Below are 22,099 nucleotides of genomic sequence, written 5' to 3' on the forward strand. Positions count from 1 at the left end.
CAGTTTTATGTGCGCGACAACCGATCGAGCCGTCCGCGCACCCAGTTAAAGCCGAGGTATTCCTGCTCCAGCCGCAAGCCTTCGCGGATGCGGTTGTCGCGCAGGGCGTTGTAGAGGTCGAGTTCGTCCGGCGTCAACCGGAGGAGGTCGGCACGTTGCGGCGCATCCTCCCGCCCCCAGAAAACGGCGTGCGCTTCGAGCGTAGCGCGGTCCATCAGGAACGATCTGACGTGCGGGAAATGCCCACGCAGCTGGTCGAGAATGGCAAAGCCGTGTGTGTCGATATCGCCCCAGTAGTGGACTGAACACTGGGCCAGCCAGCGCGCCCGCGCGAGCGCGTCCCAGCCGTAGCCGGCACCGAAGATGGCGAGCGCGCCGGGCATTTCGGGCAGTGCAAGAAAGTTGGTCTCGTTCTCGGTGATGATCACCCGTGTCGCATCGAGGGCAAGACGGCTGAAGCTGTCGGCATCCAGCGTGACGTCGGGGCCGGCCAATCCGGCAAAGATGCGGATAGCCGGGTCGAGCAGGCGCAGGCGAATGCGCAGCGGCTTGTCCCGGAAGCCAAAGCGGGCAGCAAACTGTGCGACGCCGGTCTTGGAGGCGTCCACGCAGTCGGAAGGCAAAGCCAGATCGAGCAGTTCCGCAAGTACGGTCCGGTGCGCTTCAATGAATTTGCTGTGCACGCCGGGCACATCGACCTGGCGCAGGTAAATGCCGGGCCGCGGATGCGCTGCGACCCAGTTCACCACCGCCAGCAGTTTCGGCCATTCGCCAGCGAGCACCAACGCCTGCAAGGGGCGCTTTTCCAGCCAGGGCACGACTGCAGCGCACTGCACTCGCGCAACCGCCAGCAGATCGATGAATCGATCGCGCTCCCGGCGCTTTCCCAGCCACCCCAAGGCTTCGTCGGCCGAATCGATCCAGACACAAACTGGCAGACGTTGCTGCCCATGTACGCGGTGGCGCACTTCCTGCCACTCCACGCGCAGCGGCGGCGTAGTAGCCAGCGTGCCGGCCCAGTTGCGTACTGCCTCGAAACGATCCGTGATGTCTGCCGATGTCGGTCCCTTGACCGGCAACCGCAAGGGAAAGCGCGCCTGTTCGGAGAACAGGTCGCGTAGCAGCTCGCCGCGCTCCCACAGCCGCAGCAGCTGTGCCTTGAACTCTTTCGGCGTACTCCAGCTCACGCCGGTTGCTCCGCCTTTTGCGCCTGATACTCCTCGATCGACAGATTACGCAGTTTCGAATCCCGGCCGCCTTCGTTATGCACGAAGCCGACGCTGGAAACGAACGGTTCGATGATGTGGATCTTCTGCAGCGGCGTGACGATCAAGAGTTGCAAATTGAGCTGCTGGAACAATCTCAGGCCGTATTGCGCGGATTCGTCCGAGCCGCGACCGAACGCCTCGTCGATGACCACGAAACGGAACGAGCGCGAGCGCACCGCGCCCCATTCCAGGCCGAACTGGTAGGCCAGGCTGGCGGCGAGAATCGTGTAGGCGAGCTTCTCCTTCTGCCCGCCCGACTTCCCGCCGGAATCCGAGTAATGCTCGTACTCGCTGTTGTCCTCGCGCCAGCGTTCGCTGGCGGCAAAGAGGAACCAGTTGCGCACGTCGGTGACCTTGGCCGTCCAGCGCCGGTCCTGTTCGGACAGGCCGTCGCGGCCACGGAATCGGTCGATGATCTCCTTCACCTGCAGGAACTTGGCCTCGGAGTACTGCGCATCGTCCGAGCCGGTGACGGCGCCCTCGGTGCAGGCGCGCAGCGCTTGCTGGAAATCGCGGATTTCGGCATCGGGGCTGATCTGTGATTCGAGGACGATGTAGCGCCCGGGGTTGTAGTCGATTTCGCCCAGGGACTTGTTGATGTGGGCGATGCGCTCCTTGATGGTTTCGCGCTCGCGCGCGAGCTGCGCGTTGAAGTTGGCGATTTCGTTGATGGTGTTGACGTTGAGCAGTTCCTTGAAGCGGGCAACGAAGCGCGGCAGATCGTCGCGGTTCAATTGCGCCAGCAGGCTCTCGTACTCGAAGGCCGCTTCCAGGCTGGCGTCGAACTCGGCGGTTTCCAGCTTGAACAGTTCCTTGAACGAGGCCATGGCCTTGATGATCTTCTCGGCCAAGCGATTGAGCGCCTTCGTTTCGTTGTCGATTCGCGCCTGCAGCCAGCCGCGCACGTCCTGCTCGCGGTTGTCGCAGGATTCCACCGACAGCTGATGCTCGCCCAGCGCTTCGGTACGCAGGGCTTCCAGCGTGGCGATGAGAGTGGAATCAACGACTACACCTTGCAGCAACAGCCCGGTTTGTTCGCGCAGTGCCTGCGCATCGATGCGGCGCTGTTCCACCTTGGAGCGTCGGTCCCGCGCCGTTTGTAATTCGGTGTCGGTTTGCTTGAGTACCCGTTGCAACTCGCTCAGGCGCTCAGTCAACTGCTTGAGAATATCGGAAGCCTGTTCCAGAGCGCGGCGCTCTTCTTCGAGGGTAGCGATCTCGGTCGCCACGCTGGCCCAATCTAGCTCTTCGAACAGGGTGAATTCTTCCAGCCGGGTCAGCGCATCGAGCCGGCCTTGCAGCCCGTTGCGCTCTTGCTGGATGGCGCCGATCTGACCGGCGATCTCCTGCAAACGGCTTTCAAGCTGGCCGCGCCGGGCCTCCAGTGCGGCGATCTTGGCGCTGTTGCTCCAGCCGAGCACGTAGCGGCTGCGATCATCGATGCGGTGACGATCGTCCTTTTCGTGCCGGCCGCTAGGGTCCTTGATCTGGCCGGCGCGGGTGATCGCGCGGGTTTCACGCCGGAATTGCTCCTGCGTGGCGCAGCAGGCGACATCGAAGCGGTGCGCCAGTTCGCGTTCCAGCCAGTCGTAGTGTGGCGAATCGGGCTTGATGGAGAGTTTCCGGACGAGCGAATCACGATGCAGCTCGGGCAGCTCCGCGCCTTTGCGCGGGCGGACGTGGAAATACACCAGGCGGCCGCGCAGATGGCTGTTGTCGACCCACTCGGCCACCGCCTTGTAATGCGCATCCGGCACCAGCAGCGCGAGGCCGAAACCACGCAGCAGACGCTCGGCGGCGCCTTCCCAGTCGCGTTCGTCGTCGCGCACCTGGATCAGCTCACCGGCAAAGGGCATCTCTTCCACATCGAGTTTCAACGCTGCGCACAGAGCGGCGCGAATCTGGATCTGCTGGTCATCGATATTGCTGCGCCGGCGTTTCAGGCTGTCGATCTCGGAGCTCAGTTGCTCGTGCTCCTGCTTGCCCTGGCGCAGGCTGACGCCCTGCTCGGTCAGCGTATTCTGCAGATCGGCCTCGCGCTGGCGAAGGTCTTCACGCCAGCCCTTGAACTGCGCGCGCTGCGCGGCAAACACCGCTTCATCGCGCGCCGCCGGTTCGCCTAAAGCCGCCGCGAGTTCGCCATAACGCCCGGCCTTGGCCTGACGCGCATCGCGCACGCTTTCCTTATTGCGGATCTCGGCGGCCAGCCGCTCCAGCCGGTCGCCGCCGTTGTCGCTGATTGCCTGCTTGAGTTCGTCGACCTGCCGCCCCTGTTCCTCGCGGGCGAGATCGTGCCGGCGCACCTGCGCGTCGGCACGGCTCGATTCCTCGTCCAGAATGCTCAGGCGCTTGTCGAGCAGGTCGAGCTTCAGGCCGGCGAAGTAGGCACGCAGGCTGTCGCGGCAGAGGCGCGACCGGTCGACCTCGGCAAGCAGTTCGCCATGACGTTTGCAGTCTGCCACCAGCGGTGTGAGCAGTTCGACCTGCTGCTGCGCCTTGAGCACCGCCTGATGCGCGCGGTTGAGGTCGTCGAAGTGCTCGATCAGTTTCTGGATGCGCGGGGCGACCTCGAAGGGTTCGAGCATGTGGCTGCGCACGAAGTCGGTGAGATTGCCAACCGACTTCATCGACACCGTCTGGTGGAACAGCTCCAGCGCCTGGTCGTTCTCAATGCCGAAGCGACGGCGGAACCAGGCGGCGTAGGGCGGAAACGTGTCGTGCAACTCGGCGCCCAGGCCCCGCAGCCGTTTGCGCAGCGCCGTGATGTCGCTGCCGAAGTTAGCGAAGTTGTCGGTGATCGACAAGTCACGTTCGGCACCAAGGAAGAAGCGCGCCGGTTGGCCCTGCGCATCCTTCATCCAGAACACCTGCGCGAGGCTGACGGTCTGGTCGTAGCCGGCGTTGTGAAAGACGCCCAGAATCACCGAATAGTTGTTGGGTTCGCGCAGCGACACCGGCTTGGCGGCGCCGGTGACTTCGTTGCGCTCGGATTTGTAGTGGCCGAGCACGTAGGAACGCAGCGTGCGCTCCTTGCTGTCGGCGCCGGCGGCCTTGTTGTAGGCGACACGGTTGGCCGGCACCAGCAGCGTGGTGATGGCGTCGACCAGCGTCGATTTGCCGGAGCCGATGTCACCCGTGAGCAGGCCGTTCCGGCCGTCGAGCTGCAGCGTCCACACCCGGCCGTCAAAGGTACCCCAGTTGAACACTTCGAGCCGGCTCAGGCGGAAGCCTGACAGGGTATCGTCCGCCGTGAAATCCAGCGCGAGGGATTGCGTTTCACTCATCGCGCGTCCCCTTGCCGGTACTCGTGGCAGATAAGGCAGTCTGGTACACCGCCAGCCGCGCGTCGAATTCGGCGAGCCATTGTGCATCGACAAAGGCCTTCAGAATCCGCCGCACCTCATAGTTCGCCGGCCCCGTCGCGCTACCGGCGGTCTTGAGCTTATGCAGGAACCCCAGCTCGACGACCTTGTTGATGGTGGTTTCCATCTGATCGATCAACCGCGCTTCGTTGGGGCCCGCCGGGAGAAACACCCGTACCAACTCGACAATCTCGTCGCGTGCAAGCACCAGCCGCGTGTCGCCGCCGCTGGCGTCGAACTCGGCCAGTTTCTTGCGCAGCAAGGCTAACAGCAGGCTCACCGGGAAGGAGAGCTGGCGGCGCGCAATCAGGCGCGGCAAGCGTGGTGAGGGATCGTCCTCGGCTGGTTCCGGGCGACTCTCGAGGAAGGCATAACCTTCGGCTTCGTCCAGCACCAAATCAAGGTTGAGCACGGCCACATAGTCACGCACCCGCGCCTGCAGGTTGAGCAGCGCAGCCCACTGGGTTTCGTCCTGCTCGCGATACTGCACGCCCTTGAGCAGCCCGATCAGTAAAGCCGAAAGATCGGGGGCGCTGGTGATGTCTTGTTCCATTTCGTGTCTTTTTCAGGAGTCTTCGTGTGTTTCAGCGCATGAAGATCACGCGCGGCAAGTGCGCAGTGCGGGTCACCGGTTCGCCGCTGGCGGTATGCGCCTGCCAGCGGATCGGTTCGGGAGCATCTTCGTCGATCACGGCATTGAAGGCATCGCTGCCCAGTTGCAGGTAGGCCACCAATTCGGCCAGACCGTGCTGCAGCGGTTGAGCCTCGATCAATTCGCACAGGCTGATCTGCGCCTTGTCCTGCAAAGCGTGGCGGATGTGGCGTGTCAGCCGGGCCTTGTCCACCACGACCTGATCGAACAGCGCGCCGGCGTCGATATTCTGCTCGCCGGCTTGCAGCGCCAGACTGGCGATGACCGGCTTCAGCGTCGGAGTAAACAGCGGGCGTTCCATCGCCAGGTCGACGTCCGCGCAGGCCTCCGCAATCTCCATCACCGTGCCGGCCGGCGGCGCTTCGCGCAGGGCCAGGGCCTTGCTCTCGATGCCGTGAAGGATATCCATGATGCGGCGGTTTTCCAGCCAGGCCTGGTCATCCAGAAAGCGGCGTAGCTGCTGCGACAGGGCGGCCACGGTACGCTGGGTGTGTTCGCCGGCTTCCATCCAGTCGTAGTGCATGCGGCGGGTGCGGGCATCGGGCTGCATGGCGGCAACGGCCGGCAAGGCCAGCACCCGCTCCAGAAGCTCGGTCAATTCTTCCTGGCGACGGCTCGAGAGCAGAAAGTCCCAGAAGGCGCGAAAGCTCTTGCCCTGATCCGAATCGGCAATCGCATCGCGCTCGCCCATGATCTGTTCGAGTAACGCACCCTTGCTGCCTTCCCACAGGGCGATGCGCTCGCGCACGCGCCGGTCAAGCTGGCGAAAGTTGTGCTCGACCTCGCGAAAGTCCGCCAGCAATTCCCGTGCGCCCTGCATGAATTGCTGAAAGCGGTCTTTCAGCGCCGTGTCGTCCAGTAGAGGAACGTCGCCGCCTTCGATCCGCGCGATTTCAGCGTCGATTTCACTGCGCTTCCTGTACAACTCGGCCACGCGTTTGACCGGATCGGCCTCACTGCCCTCATACATCTGCTTGAGCAGGTCGAACAGCGTGAGCAGGCGCGACTCGGTACCGACGAACTGCCGCTCGGACAACTGCTCAAGCCAGGCAATGGCCTTCTCGGTGGCTGGGGTGAGATCGAACTGCGCCTCGTCGGTACCCGGTTTGTAATACTTGCGCAGCCAGCCCTTGTCGGCCGCGGCCCAGTCGTTCAGATAGTCGATGGCGGATTTGGGGAACGCCTTGTCGCCGAGTTGCAGACGCAGCGCGTACAACTCGTCCTCCAGCGCCTCGGCCAGATCGGCCGCAGGCATCACCCGTACATTGGGCGTGACAAAGACGCGCTGCAGAAAACTCGCCACCAGCGGTGCATGGTCCGAGCGCAGCAGCCGCCATGCCGGGTTGTGGGTGCGAAGGGTGTCGAGGGTGGTGAAATCCATCAGACCAGAACCGATAAATAAAGGGGCACGGGCACTCGTCTCTCCCGTTATCCAAGTTGCAGGCGCGAATCATAGCAATAGAGAAGCTCCGGCAATGAGAGAACTACGGTCGCCCCCATCGCCGTTCGGTTTTCCGACCACAAAACACCCCGCACGCACGGAAACCTGAACGATCACGCGGGAATGAAGATTTTTATCACTAATAATCAACTAGTTAACAACCCCCTCAACTGGCACGCCCTGTGCAATACATAAGCCACCGGGCGAACCGGCAAGGCTGTGGCCCATTCCACAAACGCAGGAGCCAAGATGAGCACCGACACTACGACCTATCGCATCGAAAAAGATTTTCTGGGAGAGAAACAGATCCCGGCGGACGCCTACTACGGCGTGCAGACGCAGCGCGGCAAGGACAACTTTCTTATCACCGGCACGCAGATGTCGGCAGAACCGTATTTCGTCAAGGCCTTCGGTTACGTCAAGAAGGCGGCGGCAATGGCCAACCGCGACCTCGGCTGTATCGACGGCAAGATCGCCAACGCCATCATCGGCGCCTGCGACCGCCTGATCGCCGGCGAACTGCGCGAGCATTTCGTCACCGACTTCATCCAGGGCGGCGCCGGCACCTCGGTGAACATGAACGCCAACGAGGTCATCGCCAACGTCGCGCTCGAGTCCTTGGGCCACAACAAAGGCGACTACCACATCATCAACCCGAACGACCACGTCAACTTCGGGCAGTCGACCAACGACGTCTATCCCACGGCCTTCCGCCTGGCGCTGATCCTGCGCCTCGCCAGCTACATGGACGCGTTGCGCAAGCTGCAGGGTTCGTTCTTCGCCAAGGCCAAGGAATTCGAACGGGTGCTCAAGATGGGCCGCACCCACTTGCAGGACGCCGTACCGATGTCGCTGGGGCAGGAATTCCACGGCTGGGGCACGACCATCGGCGAGGAAGTCGAGCGCATCACCGAAGTGCGCCACCTGCTGCGCGAGATCAACCTCGGCGCCACGGCCATCGGCACCATGGTCACGGCAGCGCCCGGCTACCCGGCGCTGGCCACCCGCTATCTATCCGAGCTAACGGACGTCCAGTTCATCCTCGGCGGCGACCTCGTGGAAGCGACGTCGGACACTGGCGCCTACGTGCAGCTCTCCGGCGTCCTGAAGCGCACGTCGACCAAGCTGACCAAGATCTGCAACGACATCCGCATGCTGGCTTCGGGCCCGCGGTGCGGTTTCAACGAAATCAACCTGCCGCAAATGCAGCCGGGCAGCTCGATCATGCCGGGCAAGGTCAATCCGGTGATCCCGGAAGTGGTCAACCAGACCGGGTTCCTGGTCATCGGTCTCGACCTCACGGTAACGCTGGCCGCCTCGGCCGGGCAGTTGCAGCTCAACGTGATGGAACCGGTGATCACCTACGCCCTGTTCAAGTCGATCTTCACCATGGAAAACGCAGTGAGCAGCCTGCGTACGAACTGCATCGACGGTATCACCGCCAACGCCGAACACACGCGCAACATGGTGCTCAACTCGCTGGGGATCATCACGGTTCTCAAACCGTCGCTCGGCTACAAGCAATGTGCCGAGATTGCCCGCGAATGCTACCAGACCGGCAAGTCGCTGTACGACGTGGTGGTCAAGGAGAAAGCACTGATGACCCAGGAGCGCTGGGACGAGGTTTTCTCGTTCGAGAACCTGATCAACCCGAAGTTCGAGAAGTAAGCCCGGAGAGCCGGCCGCCACCGGCTTCCCGGTACGACGTTTTCACCACAATCCTTCAAGGAGAAGTCACTCATGGCAACAAAGAAAGGCAAGTTCGATTGGTACTTCAAATCCAATCTTCTCTCCCGGATCATGATCGCCCTGGTCGCCGGTGTGGTAGTCGGCATTGCACTCGGCTACGGCGATCCGGACACCGTCAAGGCATTCGTCGCCAACACCAAGGTTTTCGGCGACATTTTCATCCGCCTGCTGAAGATGATCGTCGTGCCGGTGATCCTGTTCTCGCTGATCAGTGGCGCTGCCAGCATCGCCCCGTCGAAGCTCGGCCGGGTCGGCATCAAGATCATCGCCTTCTACATGGCCACCTCCGCGCTGTCCGTGTCGCTGGGCCTGTTCTTCGCCAACCTCATCCAGCCGGGCAACGGTCTCGGCCTCATCGGCACGGCCGGCGTGCAAGGCAAGGCAGCTGCGGCCCCGTCGCTGGCCACCGTCTTCCTCAACATCATCCCGACCAATCCGGCCGAGTCGCTGGCCAAGGGCGACGTGTTGCCGATCATTTTCTTCGCCATGCTGTTCGGTCTGGCCATCTCCTTCCTCAAGGACTCCAAGGATGCGTCGCTGGTCAAGAGCGCCGGAACCTTGCATGAGATGGTCAACGCCGCCGCCGAAACGATGTACAAGATCGTGAACGGCATCATGCAGTACGCTCCGATCGGCGTCTTCTTCCTGATCTCCATCGTCTTCGCCCAGCAGGGCCCGAAGGCGCTCGGCCCGCTGCTGATGGTGACGCTGACCGTCTACCTCGCGATGATCATCCTGACGGTCATCGGTTATGGTGGTCTGCTCGCGGTCTTCCGCATGGGCTTCTTCAAGTTCCTCAAGGGCGCCAACGAAGCGATGATCACCGCTTTCGTCACCCGTTCGACGAGCGGCTCCTTGCCGGTCACGATGCGCGTCTGTGAAGAAAAACTGGGCATCCCGCGCTCGATCTCGTCCTTCACCCTGCCGCTGGGCGCCACCATCAACATGAACGGCACGGCGATCTACCTCGGCGTCTGCGCGATGTTCATCGGCTACGCCATCGGCCAGCCGCTGACCTTCGCCCAGCAGATGACCGTCGTCACCACCGCCACGCTGGCCGCGATCGGCACAGCCGGTGTTCCCGGCGCCGGCGCGATCATGCTGCTGATGGTGATGGAATCGATCGGTCTGAAGGTCGAAGCCGGCTCCGCAGTGGCGGCCGGTTACGCGATGATCCTCGGCATCGACGCGCTGCTCGACATGGGCCGTACCTGCCTGAACGTCACCGGCGACATGGTGTGCACCGCCATCGTTGCCAAGGGCGAGAACGAAATGGACCTGGATCGCTGGGAAGGCCAGGAAGCCAAGGCCAGCGCCTGATCCACGATTGTCATCGCGCTTCGCCGGCGTTCGTCCGGCGCGGCGCATGTCACGGCCCCGGCCCTCCCCGGGGCTGTTTTTTTCCTGATGGCGCCGTCGTGTTCTCTCTTCGGCGCCGCTAAGCTACCATCGGACTCCTGTCCGCAACGCCAGACTGCCGTATGCGCCCAATTCATCCGCTCCGACTGCTCCTCGTCCTGTTAACCGTCGCCGCACTGGTCGGCGCGGTCGCCTGGAGCACCTACCGGATCAGCCAGCAGATGGGCCTGTCGGAACTGCAGGCGACCGGCCGCCACCGGCTGGATCTCTACGCCACCAGCCTCGAACGCGAGATCGGCAAGTACGCCTATTTCCCCGCCACGCTCGGGCTCGAACGCGACGTGCTCGACCTCCTGGCGCACCCCGACAACACCCGCCTGGCCAACACGCTGAACAGCTACCTTGAACGCCTCAACGAACGGGCCCGCACACTCGCCATCTACATCCTCGATCGCCGCGGCAAGGTGCTGGCAGCGAGCAACTGGCGACGCGGCGACAGCTTCGTCGGCGAAGACCTGTCCTTCCGCGAATACTTCCGCGAGGCCATGGAGAACGGCAGCGGCCGCCTGTTCGGCATCGGCACGACGCGCAGCGAACCGGGGTATTACCTTTCGTCCGCCCTCGCCGACCAGGACAAGGTGCTCGGCGTGGCCGTGGTCAAGGTCAGCCTGGAACAACTCGAAAAGTCCTGGACGACCGTTGAAGCGCCGGTGCTGGTCGCCGACGAAAACGGCGTCGTCATCCTCAGTTCGGTCCAGGACTGGAAATTCACCACCCTGCGTCCCCTCGACGAAAGCACGCGCAGCCTTTTCGACCGCACCCAGCAATACAACCGCCGCGCCCTGCAGCCACTGGGATTCAAGGAGCTCTCGCTGCTTGATTTCGGCGCCAGGGTCGTCCGTTTGAATCACGAGCAGCAGGAAACCGTCACTGCTTATCCCGTTGCCGGGAAATTCCTCTGGCAGTCGCTGCCGATGCCCGGCACGCCGTGGACCCTCACCGTCTTCTCGCACATCGACCCGGTCGACAGCATGAGCCGGATTCGTGCCGCGGTGGCCGGCATCAGCACCATCCTGCTCTACATTCTCGCAGCGATGTACCTGCAGCGCAGACGCCACCTGCGCGACCGCCTGGCCGCACGCGAGGCGCTGCAAAAAGCCTACGACGAACTCGAACGCAAGGTCGAGGAACGTACCGCCGATCTGTCGGCCGCCAACCGACAACTGCAGGACGAAGTCGCCGAACGCACGCGCGCCGAGCGTACCCTGCGCGCCGCGCAGGACGAACTGATCCAGGCCGGCAAACTCGCGGTGATCGGCCAGCTCTCGGCGGGAATCGTGCACGAACTCAACCAGCCGCTGGCCGCCCTGCGCACGCTTTCGGGCAACGCGACACGCTTCCTCGAACGCGGCGACGAAGCGACCGCGCGTGCCAATCTCGAGCGGATCGGCCAGCTCGTCGATCGCATGGGCCAGATTACCGGACAGCTGAAAGCCTTCGCCCGCAAGTCCACGGGCAAGGCGCAACCCGTCGACCTGCGAACGGTCGTCAACAACGCCGTCGCCCTCCTCGATCAGCGCCTGCGGACCACTGGCACGTCCGTCGCCCTGCAGCTTCCCGATTCTCCGGCAATGGCGCTGTGCGACCCCAACCGGCTCGAACAGGTCGTGGTTAACCTGGTCGGCAACGCCACCGACGCTGCGGCCGGACTGGAACAGTGCAGAATCGAAATCGGCATGGAGGCGTGCGATGACGCCATCCGTCTGCAAGTCCGCGACCACGGTCCCGGATTGAGCGACGCGGTACGCCAGCGGCTCTTCGAACCCTTCTTCACCACCAAGGAAGCGGGACACGGCCTGGGACTCGGCCTGGCCATCTCCGCCGGAATCGTCAACGATTTCGGTGGTACCCTCGCGGGCGCCAACCACCCCGACGGCGGAGCCATATTCACCCTGGAACTTCCACTCGACCGGACGCCTGCACCGCATGAATCTCAAGGTACTCATCATTGAAGACGACCCGGACGTCCGGCTCGGCTGCGAGCAGGCGCTCCAGCTCGAAGGCATCCCCACGGCCGGGGTAGCCAGCGCCGAGGACGCCGAAGCGCTCATCAGTCCTGATTTCCCGGGCGTCGTGGTCAGCGACATCCGCCTCCCGCGCATGGACGGGCTGAGCTTCCAGCGCCAGTTGGCGGGCATCGACCCGGAACTGCCGGTCGTGCTGATTACCGGCCACGGCGACGTGTCGATGGCCGTCCAGGCGATGAAGGACGGTGCCTACGACTTTATCCAGAAGCCGTTCCCTCCTGAACACCTGGTCGACGTCGTGCGACGCGCCATCGAGAAGCGGCGGCTGGTCCTCGAAGTCCGGCAACTCCGTGCCCGCCTCGAGGGGCAGGACAAGATCGATGCCCGGTTGATCGGGCAATCTGCCGGCATGACTCGTGTCCGCTCGCTGATCGCCAGCCTGGCCAACAGCGCCGCCGACGTGCTGATCCACGGCGAAACCGGCACCGGCAAGGAACTGGTCGCCCGCTGCCTGCACGAGGCCAGCCCGCGCTGCCGCGGCAACTACGTGGCAATCAATTGCGGCGGCCTGCCCGACACGCTGTTCGAGAGCGAGATTTTCGGGCACGAGGCCGGCGCCTATACCGGCGCGGGGAAAAAGCGGATCGGGCGCATTGAATACGCGAGCGGCGGCACGCTGTTCCTCGATGAAATCGAGTCGATGCCGATGGCCATGCAGATCAAGCTCTTGCGCGTATTGCAGGAACGCACCCTCGAACGCCTCGGCTCGAATACGCCGATTCCCATCGACTGCCGGGTCGTCGCGGCGACGAAGGTCGACCTGCGCGCGCTCGCCGAACGCGGCCAGTTCCGCGCCGATCTTTACTACCGCCTGAGCGTCGCGACGATCATGCTGCCGCCCCTGCGCGAACGTCTCGACGACATTCCCCTGCTGTTCCAGCACTTCCTGCTGCAAGCCGCGGCCCGGCACGAGCGACCGGCGCCGCCGGTCGACACCGCGCGCCTGCAGCAGCTGATGGGTTATTCCTGGCCGGGCAACGTGCGCGAACTGCGTAACGTCGCCGACCGCTGCGTCCTTGGCATCGAGTACGGCGCCCCGCCGTTCGGCGAGGAAATTCAGGAGCAGTCGCGCACCCTGCCGGACGCCGTCGACGCGTTCGAGCGCGCCCTGATCGCCGAGGCGATGCAACGCCACCCCGCCAGTCTTTCGCGCTGCGCCGAGGCACTCGGCATCGCGAAGACGACCCTCCACGACAAGATCCGGAAGTACGGGCTGTAGCCGCACCGGAAAGCGTCAGCGCGGCACGGCGGGCACATCGGCAATCCTGCGGCGGATTGGTGGCGAAGAATGCTATATTCGTATCGTTCTGGTATATCGTTCCGAATCTTCGTCCGCCCCCCGACGCCATGAAATACCTTGCCTTCATCTCTCGAATCCGGCGTTCCTCCTTCGCTGCCCTGTCCGGACTGGCGCTCCTCTTGCCTGGAATGTCCGTTCAGGCGCAGGATCTCGGCGCCATCAAGGAACGCGGCGTCATCCGTCATCTGGGCGTGCCGTACGCCCGCTTCGTCATCGGCAACGGCGAAGGCTTCGACGCCGAGATCATGCAACTGTTCGCCAAGCGCATCGGCGTTCGCTACGAGTACGTCTCGACCGACTGGACCAACGTCATCCAGGATCTGATCGGGTACGACGTCGAATATAGGCCGGAGGTACGCACGACGGGCAAGCGCGCCATCCGCGGGGACATCATCGCCAACGGCCTGACTATCCTGCCACCGCGCAAGAAGCTCATCGACTATTCGCAGCCGACCTTCCCGTCGGCCGTCTGGCTGCTCGCCCGCTCCGACTCGAAAGTGACCCCGATCGTCCCGTCCGGGAACCTGGCCAAGGACATCGAGGCGACCAAGGCCAAGCTCAAGGAGGCCAAGACCTTCGTGATGGACGATTCGTGCCTTGATCCCCGGCTGTACGGTCTCGAAGGCAAGGGCTATCGCCTGCAGCGCTTCTCGACGGAAGCCAGCCTCAACGACATGGTTCCGGCGATAGTGAAGAACGAGAGCGAGATGACCCTGCTCGACGTTCCGGACATCATCGTCTCGATGGAAAAATGGCAGGGACAGATCAAGGTCATCGGACCGATCTCCGGCGAGCAACTGATGGCCGCGGGATTCCGCAAGAACTCACCGGAACTTCGGCACGAGTTCGACGCCTTTTTGAGTGAGATCAAGGCCAACGGCACCTACATGCAGCTGGTTAACAAGCACTATCGCTCCGCCCCGCGCTATCTCCCGGAATTCTTCCACGACCCGTCGATCAAGAAGTAATCCTCGTGATGCAGGAAGAAAAGGGAATCTTCAACTTCATCGGGCGGCACAAGAAAAGCGCGCTTACCTTCCTGCTGTTCATCACCTACGCAGGCGCGGTCTTCTGGAGCAACTATCTGTCGCTGCAACGCGTGCAGGACGGTGCCCAGGCCCAGTTCCTGCTGGAAGCCGAGAAGCAGGCCTCGGCGATTTCCTATTTTTTCTCCGAACGGCAGATCGAAACGGCCGAGCTCGCGGAATCCGAACCGGTCGTCAACTTCTTCCGCAACCGCGACCTCGGGATGAGTTTCCAGTACGGACTCGGGGTCAACGTGCAGATGATCGAGGACCGCTTCGAGTATGTCGCCAGGAGAAAACGCGGTGGCAACAAGTCGCTGTTTTCCGGTTTCATGCTGATCGACAAAACCGCCACGCGGGTCGCCCAATGGAACGTTCCCGAACCCGAAGCCGGACTCAGGGACTGGTTGATTCCCGAGAACAGGGAGCGCCGGACGCGCTTGTGTATCCGTAACTGCGGCCTGGTCGTCATGGTTCCGGTCTGGATCAACGAAACCTATCGCGGCGAATTGCTGGCCTGGATCGATGCGGGCGCCAGCTTTGCGCAGTTCGGATCGACACAGACGCGAGGCCACGGTCTTCTGGTCAACCGCGAGAGCGGCGTCCCGCTGCACAGCGATTCCGTCCCGCCGTTTCAAGTGGAAGATCATTGGCAGGAAATACGTACAAAAGCCACGACCGACGGCAAAAGCACGTTGGTAAGCCGCTTCAGACACGACGGGAAGAGCTACACCATCGCCCGAGTGGACATCGAGGACACACCGCTCGCATTCGTTTCCATTTCCGCGGAGCAGGTCGCCGAACACGGCACGGCCCGATTGTTCGTCATCGCTGCGGGGGTCGTGCCGCTGATCGTGATTCTGGTGGGATTTCTCGATGTACTCGAACGGCGGCGGCTGGAAAAACTGCGCATTCAGGCGCAAGTCGAGGCCGAACGCCTGGCCCAGGCGCGCAGCGACTTCCTGGCCAACATGAGCCACGAAATTCGTACGCCGATGAATGCCATCATTGGCATGACGGAGTTGTGCCTGGCGACCAAGCCAAGCCAGAAGCAGCGTAACTACCTGACAAAAATCCAGCAGACATCGGATCTCCTGCTGCGCATCATCAACGACATCCTCGATTTCTCGAAGGTCGAATCCGGCAAGCTCGAACTGGAGAATGCGCCATTCAACCTCGATCGCGTGGTCGGCGACGTCGGCAACCTGCTTTCCGGAAAAGCCGAAAAGAAATCGATCGAAATCGCCATCTTCATCGACGAATCCTGCAACCGGATCTTCATCGGCGACGCCCTGCGCCTCGAACAGGTGCTGATCAACCTGATCGGCAACGCGATCAAGTTTTCCGACCGGGGCAACGTCATCATCCGCGCACGGTGCGAGGAACTGGCCAGGGACGCCGCGCGTCTGCAGGTCGAGATCATCGACGAGGGTATCGGTATTGCCGAGGACCAGTTGGCTCGCTTGTTCAACGCCTTCACCCAGGCCGATGCGACGACCACGCGACGCTATGGCGGCACAGGACTGGGACTGGCCATCTGCAAGCAACTCGTCGAACTGATGGGTGGACAGATCAGCGCTTCGAGTACGACGGGCCGGGGAAGCACATTCGCTTTCTCGGTTCGTCTCGGCATCGACCCGAAGCAGCAATCGCACTTTGTCGCCGCCAGGAAAAAAGTCGCTCTCTTTGCCCGCCGACCGGTACTGGTGATCGACGACAACCCCGTCTATCGCGAAGCGATCGCCAGCCAACTTCGGCAGATCGGCCTGGCGAACGAGGAACGCAGCTCGGGCGAAGAGGCTGTCGCTAGTGCCCGGAAGAAGCCCGGCGCCGAGTATCTGGCCATTCTGGTCGACATGAACATGCCGGGAATGAACGGCGTAGAAACGATTCGCCTCTTGCGTGAAGCCTGGCCGCCGGGGTCCATGCCGCCGATCTTCCTCGTCACGAATTATTCGCTCGACGTCGACCTCGAAGCCGACGCGGCGATGTTCGACGGCATCCTCACCAAGCCGACGACGGCCAGCCGGCTCTTTGCCGAGATCGCCCCGTTCCTCGGCATCCGCGTCGAGCCCGATTTCGTGACGCGAACCCGGGCCGACGTCGATCCGGCACGCCTGCGCGGTCTCGACATCCTGGTGGTCGACGACGTCGAACTCAACCAGGAGGTCGTCCGCGACATGCTGACCGACGCCGGGATGCGCGTACGCGTGGCCGCCAACGGCAGCGAAGCGCTCGCCGCCATCGCCGAACAGCGACCGGACTGCGTGCTGATGGACTGCCAGATGCCGGTCATGGATGGCTACGAGGCAACGCGGCAGATTCGCCTCAACCCCAGGCTTTCCGGCCTGCCGGTCATCGCCCTGACCGCCAATGCCCTGGCATCCGAAAAGGAAAAATGCCGCAACGCCGGGATGGATGGTTATATCGTCAAGCCGGTCAAGTCAGGCGATCTGCTTGGTGCGCTGCTCAAGCACACCCCGGCGCACACCACCTATCAGGAAGCGCAGACGATCCCGCCACAGCCGTCCCAGCCGCGACAGGAGCCCGCCACATCCGCCGTGCTGGCCATGCCGGAACTCCCCGGCATCGAAACCGACGTCGGGCTGCGTTACGCCAACGGCAAGATTGCCAACTACTTCAAGATCCTCCACATCTTCCACGACACGCACGGAAAGACCTTTCCGGCAAACTTCAGGAAAGCAGTGGAACGGGCCAACTGGGACGAGGCCATCCGGCACGCCCACTCGCTCAAGAGCGCCGCACGCACCATCGGCGCGATTCGTCTCGGCGAGATGGCCAAGGAACTCGAAGACGCCTGCCATGAACAGCACGTCGATTTCGTCCGGCAACGCTTCGACCTTGTAACGCACGAACTGGACGTCGTCTTCACCGGGCTTTCGTCCCTGCCCGCCGCCTGATCGCCGCACGCCCGGGCGCCAGGCGGTACAATGCCCGGATTTTCCCGGCCAGGAGCAGATCATGAGCGTATCCCTCGTTCTTACCGCCATCGGCGACGACAGGCCCGGCCTCGTCGAACAGCTATCCACGGTCATCAGCCGGCACAACGGCAACTGGCTGGAATCCTCGATGTCGCACCTGGCCGGCAAGTTCGCCGGGATCGTCTGCGTTTCCATCGGCGAGAGCGATCTGGACGCCCTCAAGCGCGACCTCGCTGCGCTGCCGGGACTGCGCATCACTGCCGAGGCTTCCGGCGAGACGCCGGGAGAGTCCGGACGGCGCTTGACCCTGGCCCTCGTCGGCCACGACCGCATCGGCATCGTGTGCGAAGTGGCACAGGTGCTCGCACGACACGCAGTCAACGTCGAAGAGCTGAACACCCACACCGCCAGCGCGCCGATGTCGGCGGAAATTCTTTTCCACGCCACCGCCGAACTGACGGCCTCGCCGACGCTCGACACCCAGGCGCTCGTCCGCGAGCTGGAGCAGATTTCCAACGACCTGATGGTCGACATCACCCTCGATGAAACCATCCGACCCTGACTTTTTCGCCCTCATCTCACCAACACCCAACAGAACACCATGGCTCAATACGTAATGTCGATGCTCCGCGTGAGCAAGATCGTTCCCCCGAAACGGCAGATCATCAAGGACATCTCCCTGTCCTTCTTCCCCGGCGCCAAGATTGGCCTGCTCGGCCTCAACGGTTCTGGCAAATCGACCGTGCTGCGCATCATGGCCGGCGTCGACAAGGAATACGACGGCGAAGTCCAGCACCTCGCCGGCATCCGCATCGGTTACCTGCCGCAGGAACCGCAACTCGACCCGGAACTGACCGTGCGCCAGGAAGTGGAAGCCGGCATGGGCGAAGTCATGGAAGCGCAGGCCAAGCTTGAAGCGGTTTATGCTGCCTACGCCGAACCGGATGCCGACTTCGACAAGCTCGCCGAGGAACAGGCGCGGCTCGAAGCAATCATCGCCACCGCCGGTTCCGACACAGAGAACCAGATGGAAATCGCCGCCGACGCGCTGCGCCTGCCACCGTGGGACGCCTCGATCAAGAACCTCTCCGGCGGTGAGAAACGCCGCGTCGCCCTGTGCAAGCTGCTGCTCTCGAAACCCGACATGCTGCTGCTCGACGAACCAACCAACCACCTCGACGCCGAATCGGTCGAATGGCTGGAGCAATTCCTCTGCCGCTTCCCCGGCACCGTCGTCGCCGTCACCCACGACCGCTACTTCCTCGACAACGCCGCCGAGTGGATCCTCGAACTAGACCGCGGCCACGGCATTCCCTGGAAGGGCAACTATTCTTCCTGGCTGGAACAGAAGGAGGCCCGCCTCGAACAGGAACAGAAACAGGTCGACGCGCACATGAAGTCGATGAAGCAGGAACTCGAATGGGTGCGCCAGAACCCCAAGGCCCGCCAGGCCAAGAGCAAGGCGCGTCTCGCCCGCTTCGACGAACTCTCCAACGTCGACTACCAGAAGCGCAACGAAACGCAGGAAATCTTCATCCCGGTCGGCGAGCGCCTGGGCAACAAGGTCATCGAGTTCAAGGACGTCAGCAAGGCCTTCGGCGACCGCCTGCTGATGGACAAGCTGTCATTCAGCATCCCGCCCGGGGCCATCGTCGGCATCATCGGCCCGAACGGCGCCGGCAAATCGACGCTGTTCCGCATGCTCACCGGTCAACAGCAGCCGGATTCCGGTGCTATCGAGATCGGCGAAACGGTCAAGCTGGCCTACGTTGACCAGAGCCGTGACTGCCTCGACGGCAACAAGACGGTCTTCGACGAGATTTCCGGCGGAGCCGACATTCTCACGGTCGGCAAGTACGAAACGCCGGCACGCGCCTACATCGGCCGCTTCAACTTCAAGGGCGGCGACCAGCAGAAGTTCGTCGGCCAGCTTTCCGGCGGCGAACGCGGCCGCCTGCACATGGCCAAGACGCTGATTTCCGGCGGCAACGTCCTCCTGCTCGACGAACCGTCAAACGATCTCGACGTGGAAACGCTGCGCGCGCTGGAAGACGCCCTGCTGGAATTCGCCGGCAGCGTGCTGGTCATCTCGCACGACCGCTGGTTCCTCGACCGCATCTGTACGCACATCCTGGCCTGCGAGGGCGATTCGCAGTGGACCTTCTTCACCGGAAACTACCAGGAATACGAGCAGGACAAGATCAAGCGACTGGGCGAGGAAGGCGCCAAACCGAAGCGGATCCGCTACCGCCCCATCACGCGCTGACCACGCCTTAGCAAAAGACCCGCACAACGCGGGTCTTTTTTGTTTCCCTGACACCCCGCCTGCGGCCGGGCATCAGCGGATGCGGAATAATACCGCGCGATCGGCAGATCCGCGCGGTATTCGCTGAATCAGTGCTCGGCCTTGAGGCTGGCGGAAAAAGCTTGTTCCATGCTCTCGGGGAACTGGAACTGGGCAAACGCGCTATGGATACGCTCCTGGTCTACACTGGCGCTTTCGTCCTTGAAGCGGATCCCCAGCGGACGGCCATTCGAGGCCAGGGTGGCAAAGGCATAACGCCAGCGTTGTGCTTCGGCGAGACGCTCGCGCAGTTCGCGTTCATTGGTGATCGCGATGCCGGCTTGCTTCAAAGAATCCAGAAACTCATCAAACGACTCGTTGCTCAGACTGCCCATAATCAGACTCCATTTGAATACGGTGAATGCTCACCATGAGGCCAATAACGCGTCTCGTTGAGACCGGTTGACACCGATTAACAGAAAATCCGTACGTGAATTCACGTACACAACCCACGTACACGATGCCCCCCTTCCCTTAGCGAGATCCGTACCACGGAAAAAACGTCTTGATCATCATATACTTGCGCCCTGTCTTGACGGTAGAACAGGCTGTTCTTTTCGCGACTGCCCGACACCTTCGCCCATAGCACACGCCGTTTTCGTTACAAATCATATACATAATCAGTCGCCACATAACGACACGGAATTCAACCCTGCCCTTACGGTTTTCCCATGCCCGACCGCCGAAACGAACTCGAACTGCTCGCCCCCGCACGAAATGCCGATTTTGGTATCGCGGCGATCGATCATGGCGCCGATGCGGTCTATATCGGCGGCCCGCTTTTCGGCGCCCGCGCCAGCGCCGGCAACACGATCGACGACATCGCGCGTCTCGCCGCCTACGCGCATCGTTTCAACGCCCGGGTGCTGGTGGCGCTCAACACCATCCTGCGCGACGAGGAACTGGAGGGGGCCGCGCAGCTGGTACGGCAGGTCTACGAAGCTGGCGCCGACGCACTGATCGTGCAGGACATGGGGCTGCTCGAACTCGATCTGCCGCCGATCGAACTGCATGCCAGCACCCAGTGCGACATCCGGACGCCGCAGAAAGCGCGTTTTCTTGAGGACGTCGGTTTCTCGCAGATGGTTCTGGCGCGGGAACTGTCGTTGAACGAAATTCGCGCAATCGCCGAACAAACCACGGCGACGCTCGAGTTCTTCATCCACGGCGCGCTGTGCGTCAGCTACAGCGGCCAGTGCTACCTGAGCCACGCCTGCACCGGGCGCAGCGCCAATCGCGGCGACTGTTCGCAGGCCTGCCGCCTGCCCTATTCGCTGGCCGATGCGCAGGGGCAAAAAATCGCTGCCAACCGCCACCTGCTTTCGCTGAAGGACAACGAGCAGACGGACAACCTGGAGGCGCTGATCGACGCCGGTATCCGCTCCTTCAAGATCGAGGGGCGGCTCAAGGACCTGTCCTACGTCAAGAACATCACCGCCCATTACCGGCAGCGGATCGACACCATCCTCGACACATCAGCCACGCTGCGCCGCGCCTCGGCCGGCCGCTGCACCTTCTCTTTCACCCCGGCGCCGGAAAAGACATTCAACCGCGGCGCCACCGACTACTTCGTGCGCCAGCGCAGCGCGGAGATTGGCGCCTTCGATACGCCAAAGTTCGCCGGCGAATCGATCGGGGTGATCGGCAGGATCAATCGGGACAGTTTCGAGCTGGCAACAGAGGCCGAACTGAACAACGGCGACGGCTTGACCTTTTTCGACGCGAACAACGAACTGACCGGCTTGCGCGTCAATCGCGCCGAGCCGATCGCCAACGGCTTCCGGATTCACCCGGCGCTGGAGAACGGCAAACTCCCCGCCGGGCTGAAACCGGGAACGACGCTCCACCGCAACCTCGATCAGGCGTTCGAGCGCCAACTCGCCAAGAAAAGTGCTGAACGACGGATTCCTGTCCACATGCGTCTGGAAGAAACGCAGGACGGATTGGCGCTGCAACTGACTGACGAGCGCGGCGTCTCCGCGACAGCCACGCGAGCCTGCCCGAAAGAGGCGGCGCAGGAACCGGAACGCGCCCTCGCCTGCCTGCGCGAGGGGCTGGGCAAACTCGGCGCGACGATCTATCAAACCGAGTCGGTCGATCTGGCACTGTCCACACCGTTATTCATTCCGGCATCGACACTCAACGCCCTGCGCCGCGATGCCGTGGAGGCACTCGAAACGGCGCGATTAGCGTCCTGGACACGCCCGCAACGCCGGCCCGCGACCGTCCCGCCGGCGCCCTACCCCGACGACACGCTGAGCTATCTCGGCAACGTCTATAACCAGAAGGCGCGCGACTTTTACGCACGCCACGGCGTCAAGGTCATCGCCCCGGCCTTCGAATGCGGCCAGGAACGCGGCGAAGTCTCGCTGATGATCACCAAGCACTGCCTGCGCTTTTCCTTCAACCTCTGCCCGAAGCAAGTGAAAGGCATTCGCCCCGACTCGCTGGTTCTGGAAAACGGCAACGACAAGCTGACCTTGCGCTTCGACTGCAAGCGCTGCGAAATGCACGTCGTCGGGCGCATGAAGCAGAAGCGGACGATTCCGCTGCACAGCCCGAAAAAATAA

Annotated in this window: 14 protein-coding genes; 9 read left to right on the forward strand and 5 right to left on the reverse strand. The window is 62.8% G+C overall.

The window, feature by feature from the left end:
- Positions 1 to 5: 5 nt before the first annotated feature.
- Genes BO74_RS09250 through BO74_RS09265 form a run of 4 tightly spaced genes read right to left on the reverse strand, consistent with a single transcriptional unit; the run spans position 6 to position 6,663 of the window.
- Positions 6 to 1,187 carry a Wadjet anti-phage system protein JetD domain-containing protein gene (locus BO74_RS09250; protein WP_496441766.1) on the reverse strand — a complete coding sequence of 394 codons (1,182 nt, stop codon included), beginning with the start codon at positions 1,185 to 1,187 and terminating at the stop codon, positions 6 to 8.
- On the reverse strand, positions 1,184 to 4,552 hold the full coding sequence (locus BO74_RS09255) for an ATP-binding protein (protein ID WP_496441768.1): 3,369 nt from the start codon (positions 4,550 to 4,552) through the stop codon (positions 1,184 to 1,186). The genes BO74_RS09250 and BO74_RS09255 overlap by 4 nt, the downstream gene beginning before the upstream one ends.
- Entirely contained in the window at positions 4,545 to 5,183 is a 639-nt protein-coding gene (locus BO74_RS09260) for a DUF4194 domain-containing protein (RefSeq protein WP_496441770.1), read from the reverse strand. The genes BO74_RS09255 and BO74_RS09260 overlap by 8 nt, the downstream gene beginning before the upstream one ends.
- Positions 5,184 to 5,214: 31 nt before the next feature.
- The gene (locus BO74_RS09265) at positions 5,215 to 6,663 is read right to left on the reverse strand and encodes a DUF3375 domain-containing protein (RefSeq protein WP_496441771.1); all 1,449 of its coding nucleotides are present in this window, start codon (positions 6,661 to 6,663) and stop codon (positions 5,215 to 5,217) included.
- A 309-nt stretch (positions 6,664 to 6,972) separates the two neighbouring features.
- Here BO74_RS09265 and BO74_RS09270 point away from each other — a divergent pair, with 309 nt between their 5' ends.
- From BO74_RS09270 to ettA, 8 genes are all read left to right on the forward strand, one after another.
- Positions 6,973 to 8,391 (forward strand): aspartate ammonia-lyase, encoded by a 1,419-nt coding sequence (locus tag BO74_RS09270; RefSeq protein WP_496441772.1) that lies wholly within the window; start codon positions 6,973 to 6,975, stop codon positions 8,389 to 8,391.
- A gap of 72 nt (positions 8,392 to 8,463) precedes the next feature.
- On the forward strand, positions 8,464 to 9,792 hold the full coding sequence (locus BO74_RS09275; protein WP_496441773.1) for a dicarboxylate/amino acid:cation symporter: 1,329 nt from the start codon (positions 8,464 to 8,466) through the stop codon (positions 9,790 to 9,792).
- A 161-nt stretch (positions 9,793 to 9,953) separates the two neighbouring features.
- Positions 9,954 to 11,843 (forward strand): sensor histidine kinase, encoded by a 1,890-nt coding sequence (locus BO74_RS09280; RefSeq protein WP_496441775.1) that lies wholly within the window; start codon positions 9,954 to 9,956, stop codon positions 11,841 to 11,843.
- Positions 11,818 to 13,137 carry a sigma-54-dependent transcriptional regulator gene (locus BO74_RS09285; protein ID WP_496441777.1) on the forward strand — a complete coding sequence of 440 codons (1,320 nt, stop codon included), beginning with the start codon at positions 11,818 to 11,820 and terminating at the stop codon, positions 13,135 to 13,137. The genes BO74_RS09280 and BO74_RS09285 overlap by 26 nt, the downstream gene beginning before the upstream one ends.
- A gap of 128 nt (positions 13,138 to 13,265) precedes the next feature.
- Positions 13,266 to 14,186: a transporter substrate-binding domain-containing protein gene (locus BO74_RS09290; protein WP_496441779.1), complete on the forward strand. Its 921-nt coding sequence runs from the start codon at positions 13,266 to 13,268 to the stop codon at positions 14,184 to 14,186.
- An 8-nt stretch (positions 14,187 to 14,194) separates the two neighbouring features.
- A complete protein-coding gene (locus BO74_RS09295; RefSeq protein ID WP_496441824.1) occupies positions 14,195 to 17,164 on the forward strand; it encodes a hybrid sensor histidine kinase/response regulator in 2,970 nt (989 codons plus the stop codon).
- 61 nt (positions 17,165 to 17,225) lie between these two features.
- Positions 17,226 to 17,747, forward strand: coding sequence for a glycine cleavage system transcriptional repressor (locus BO74_RS09300; RefSeq protein WP_496441781.1), 522 nt, complete (start codon positions 17,226 to 17,228; stop codon positions 17,745 to 17,747).
- Between the two features lie 39 nt (positions 17,748 to 17,786).
- Positions 17,787 to 19,451 (forward strand): energy-dependent translational throttle protein EttA, encoded by a 1,665-nt coding sequence (gene ettA, locus BO74_RS09305; RefSeq protein ID WP_496441782.1) that lies wholly within the window; start codon positions 17,787 to 17,789, stop codon positions 19,449 to 19,451.
- 128 nt (positions 19,452 to 19,579) lie between these two features.
- Here the strand turns inward: ettA and BO74_RS09310 are convergent, their stop codons facing one another.
- The gene (locus tag BO74_RS09310; RefSeq protein WP_496441784.1) at positions 19,580 to 19,864 is read right to left on the reverse strand and encodes a hypothetical protein; all 285 of its coding nucleotides are present in this window, start codon (positions 19,862 to 19,864) and stop codon (positions 19,580 to 19,582) included.
- A 336-nt stretch (positions 19,865 to 20,200) separates the two neighbouring features.
- Between BO74_RS09310 and BO74_RS09315 the strand changes: the two genes are divergently transcribed.
- The gene (locus tag BO74_RS09315) at positions 20,201 to 22,099 is read left to right on the forward strand and encodes a peptidase U32 family protein (protein WP_496441785.1); all 1,899 of its coding nucleotides are present in this window, start codon (positions 20,201 to 20,203) and stop codon (positions 22,097 to 22,099) included.

The sequence above is a fragment of the Propionivibrio pelophilus DSM 12018 genome (assembly GCF_059569095.1).

Coding starts and splice junctions, on each gene's coding strand:
- BO74_RS09255 (WP_496441768.1), bottom strand. CDS start 4,552: ATGAGTGAAACGCAATCCCTCGCGCTGGATTTCACGGCGGACGATACC.
- BO74_RS09260 (WP_496441770.1), bottom strand. CDS start 5,183: ATGGAACAAGACATCACCAGCGCCCCCGATCTTTCGGCTTTACTGATC.
- BO74_RS09265 (WP_496441771.1), bottom strand. CDS start 6,663: ATGGATTTCACCACCCTCGACACCCTTCGCACCCACAACCCGGCATGG.
- BO74_RS09270 (WP_496441772.1), top strand. CDS start 6,973: ATGAGCACCGACACTACGACCTATCGCATCGAAAAAGATTTTCTGGGA.
- BO74_RS09275 (WP_496441773.1), top strand. CDS start 8,464: ATGGCAACAAAGAAAGGCAAGTTCGATTGGTACTTCAAATCCAATCTT.
- BO74_RS09280 (WP_496441775.1), top strand. CDS start 9,954: ATGCGCCCAATTCATCCGCTCCGACTGCTCCTCGTCCTGTTAACCGTC.
- BO74_RS09285 (WP_496441777.1), top strand. CDS start 11,818: ATGAATCTCAAGGTACTCATCATTGAAGACGACCCGGACGTCCGGCTC.
- BO74_RS09290 (WP_496441779.1), top strand. CDS start 13,266: ATGAAATACCTTGCCTTCATCTCTCGAATCCGGCGTTCCTCCTTCGCT.
- BO74_RS09295 (WP_496441824.1), top strand. CDS start 14,195: ATGCAGGAAGAAAAGGGAATCTTCAACTTCATCGGGCGGCACAAGAAA.
- BO74_RS09300 (WP_496441781.1), top strand. CDS start 17,226: ATGAGCGTATCCCTCGTTCTTACCGCCATCGGCGACGACAGGCCCGGC.
- ettA (WP_496441782.1), top strand. CDS start 17,787: ATGGCTCAATACGTAATGTCGATGCTCCGCGTGAGCAAGATCGTTCCC.
- BO74_RS09310 (WP_496441784.1), bottom strand. CDS start 19,864: ATGGGCAGTCTGAGCAACGAGTCGTTTGATGAGTTTCTGGATTCTTTG.
- BO74_RS09315 (WP_496441785.1), top strand. CDS start 20,201: ATGCCCGACCGCCGAAACGAACTCGAACTGCTCGCCCCCGCACGAAAT.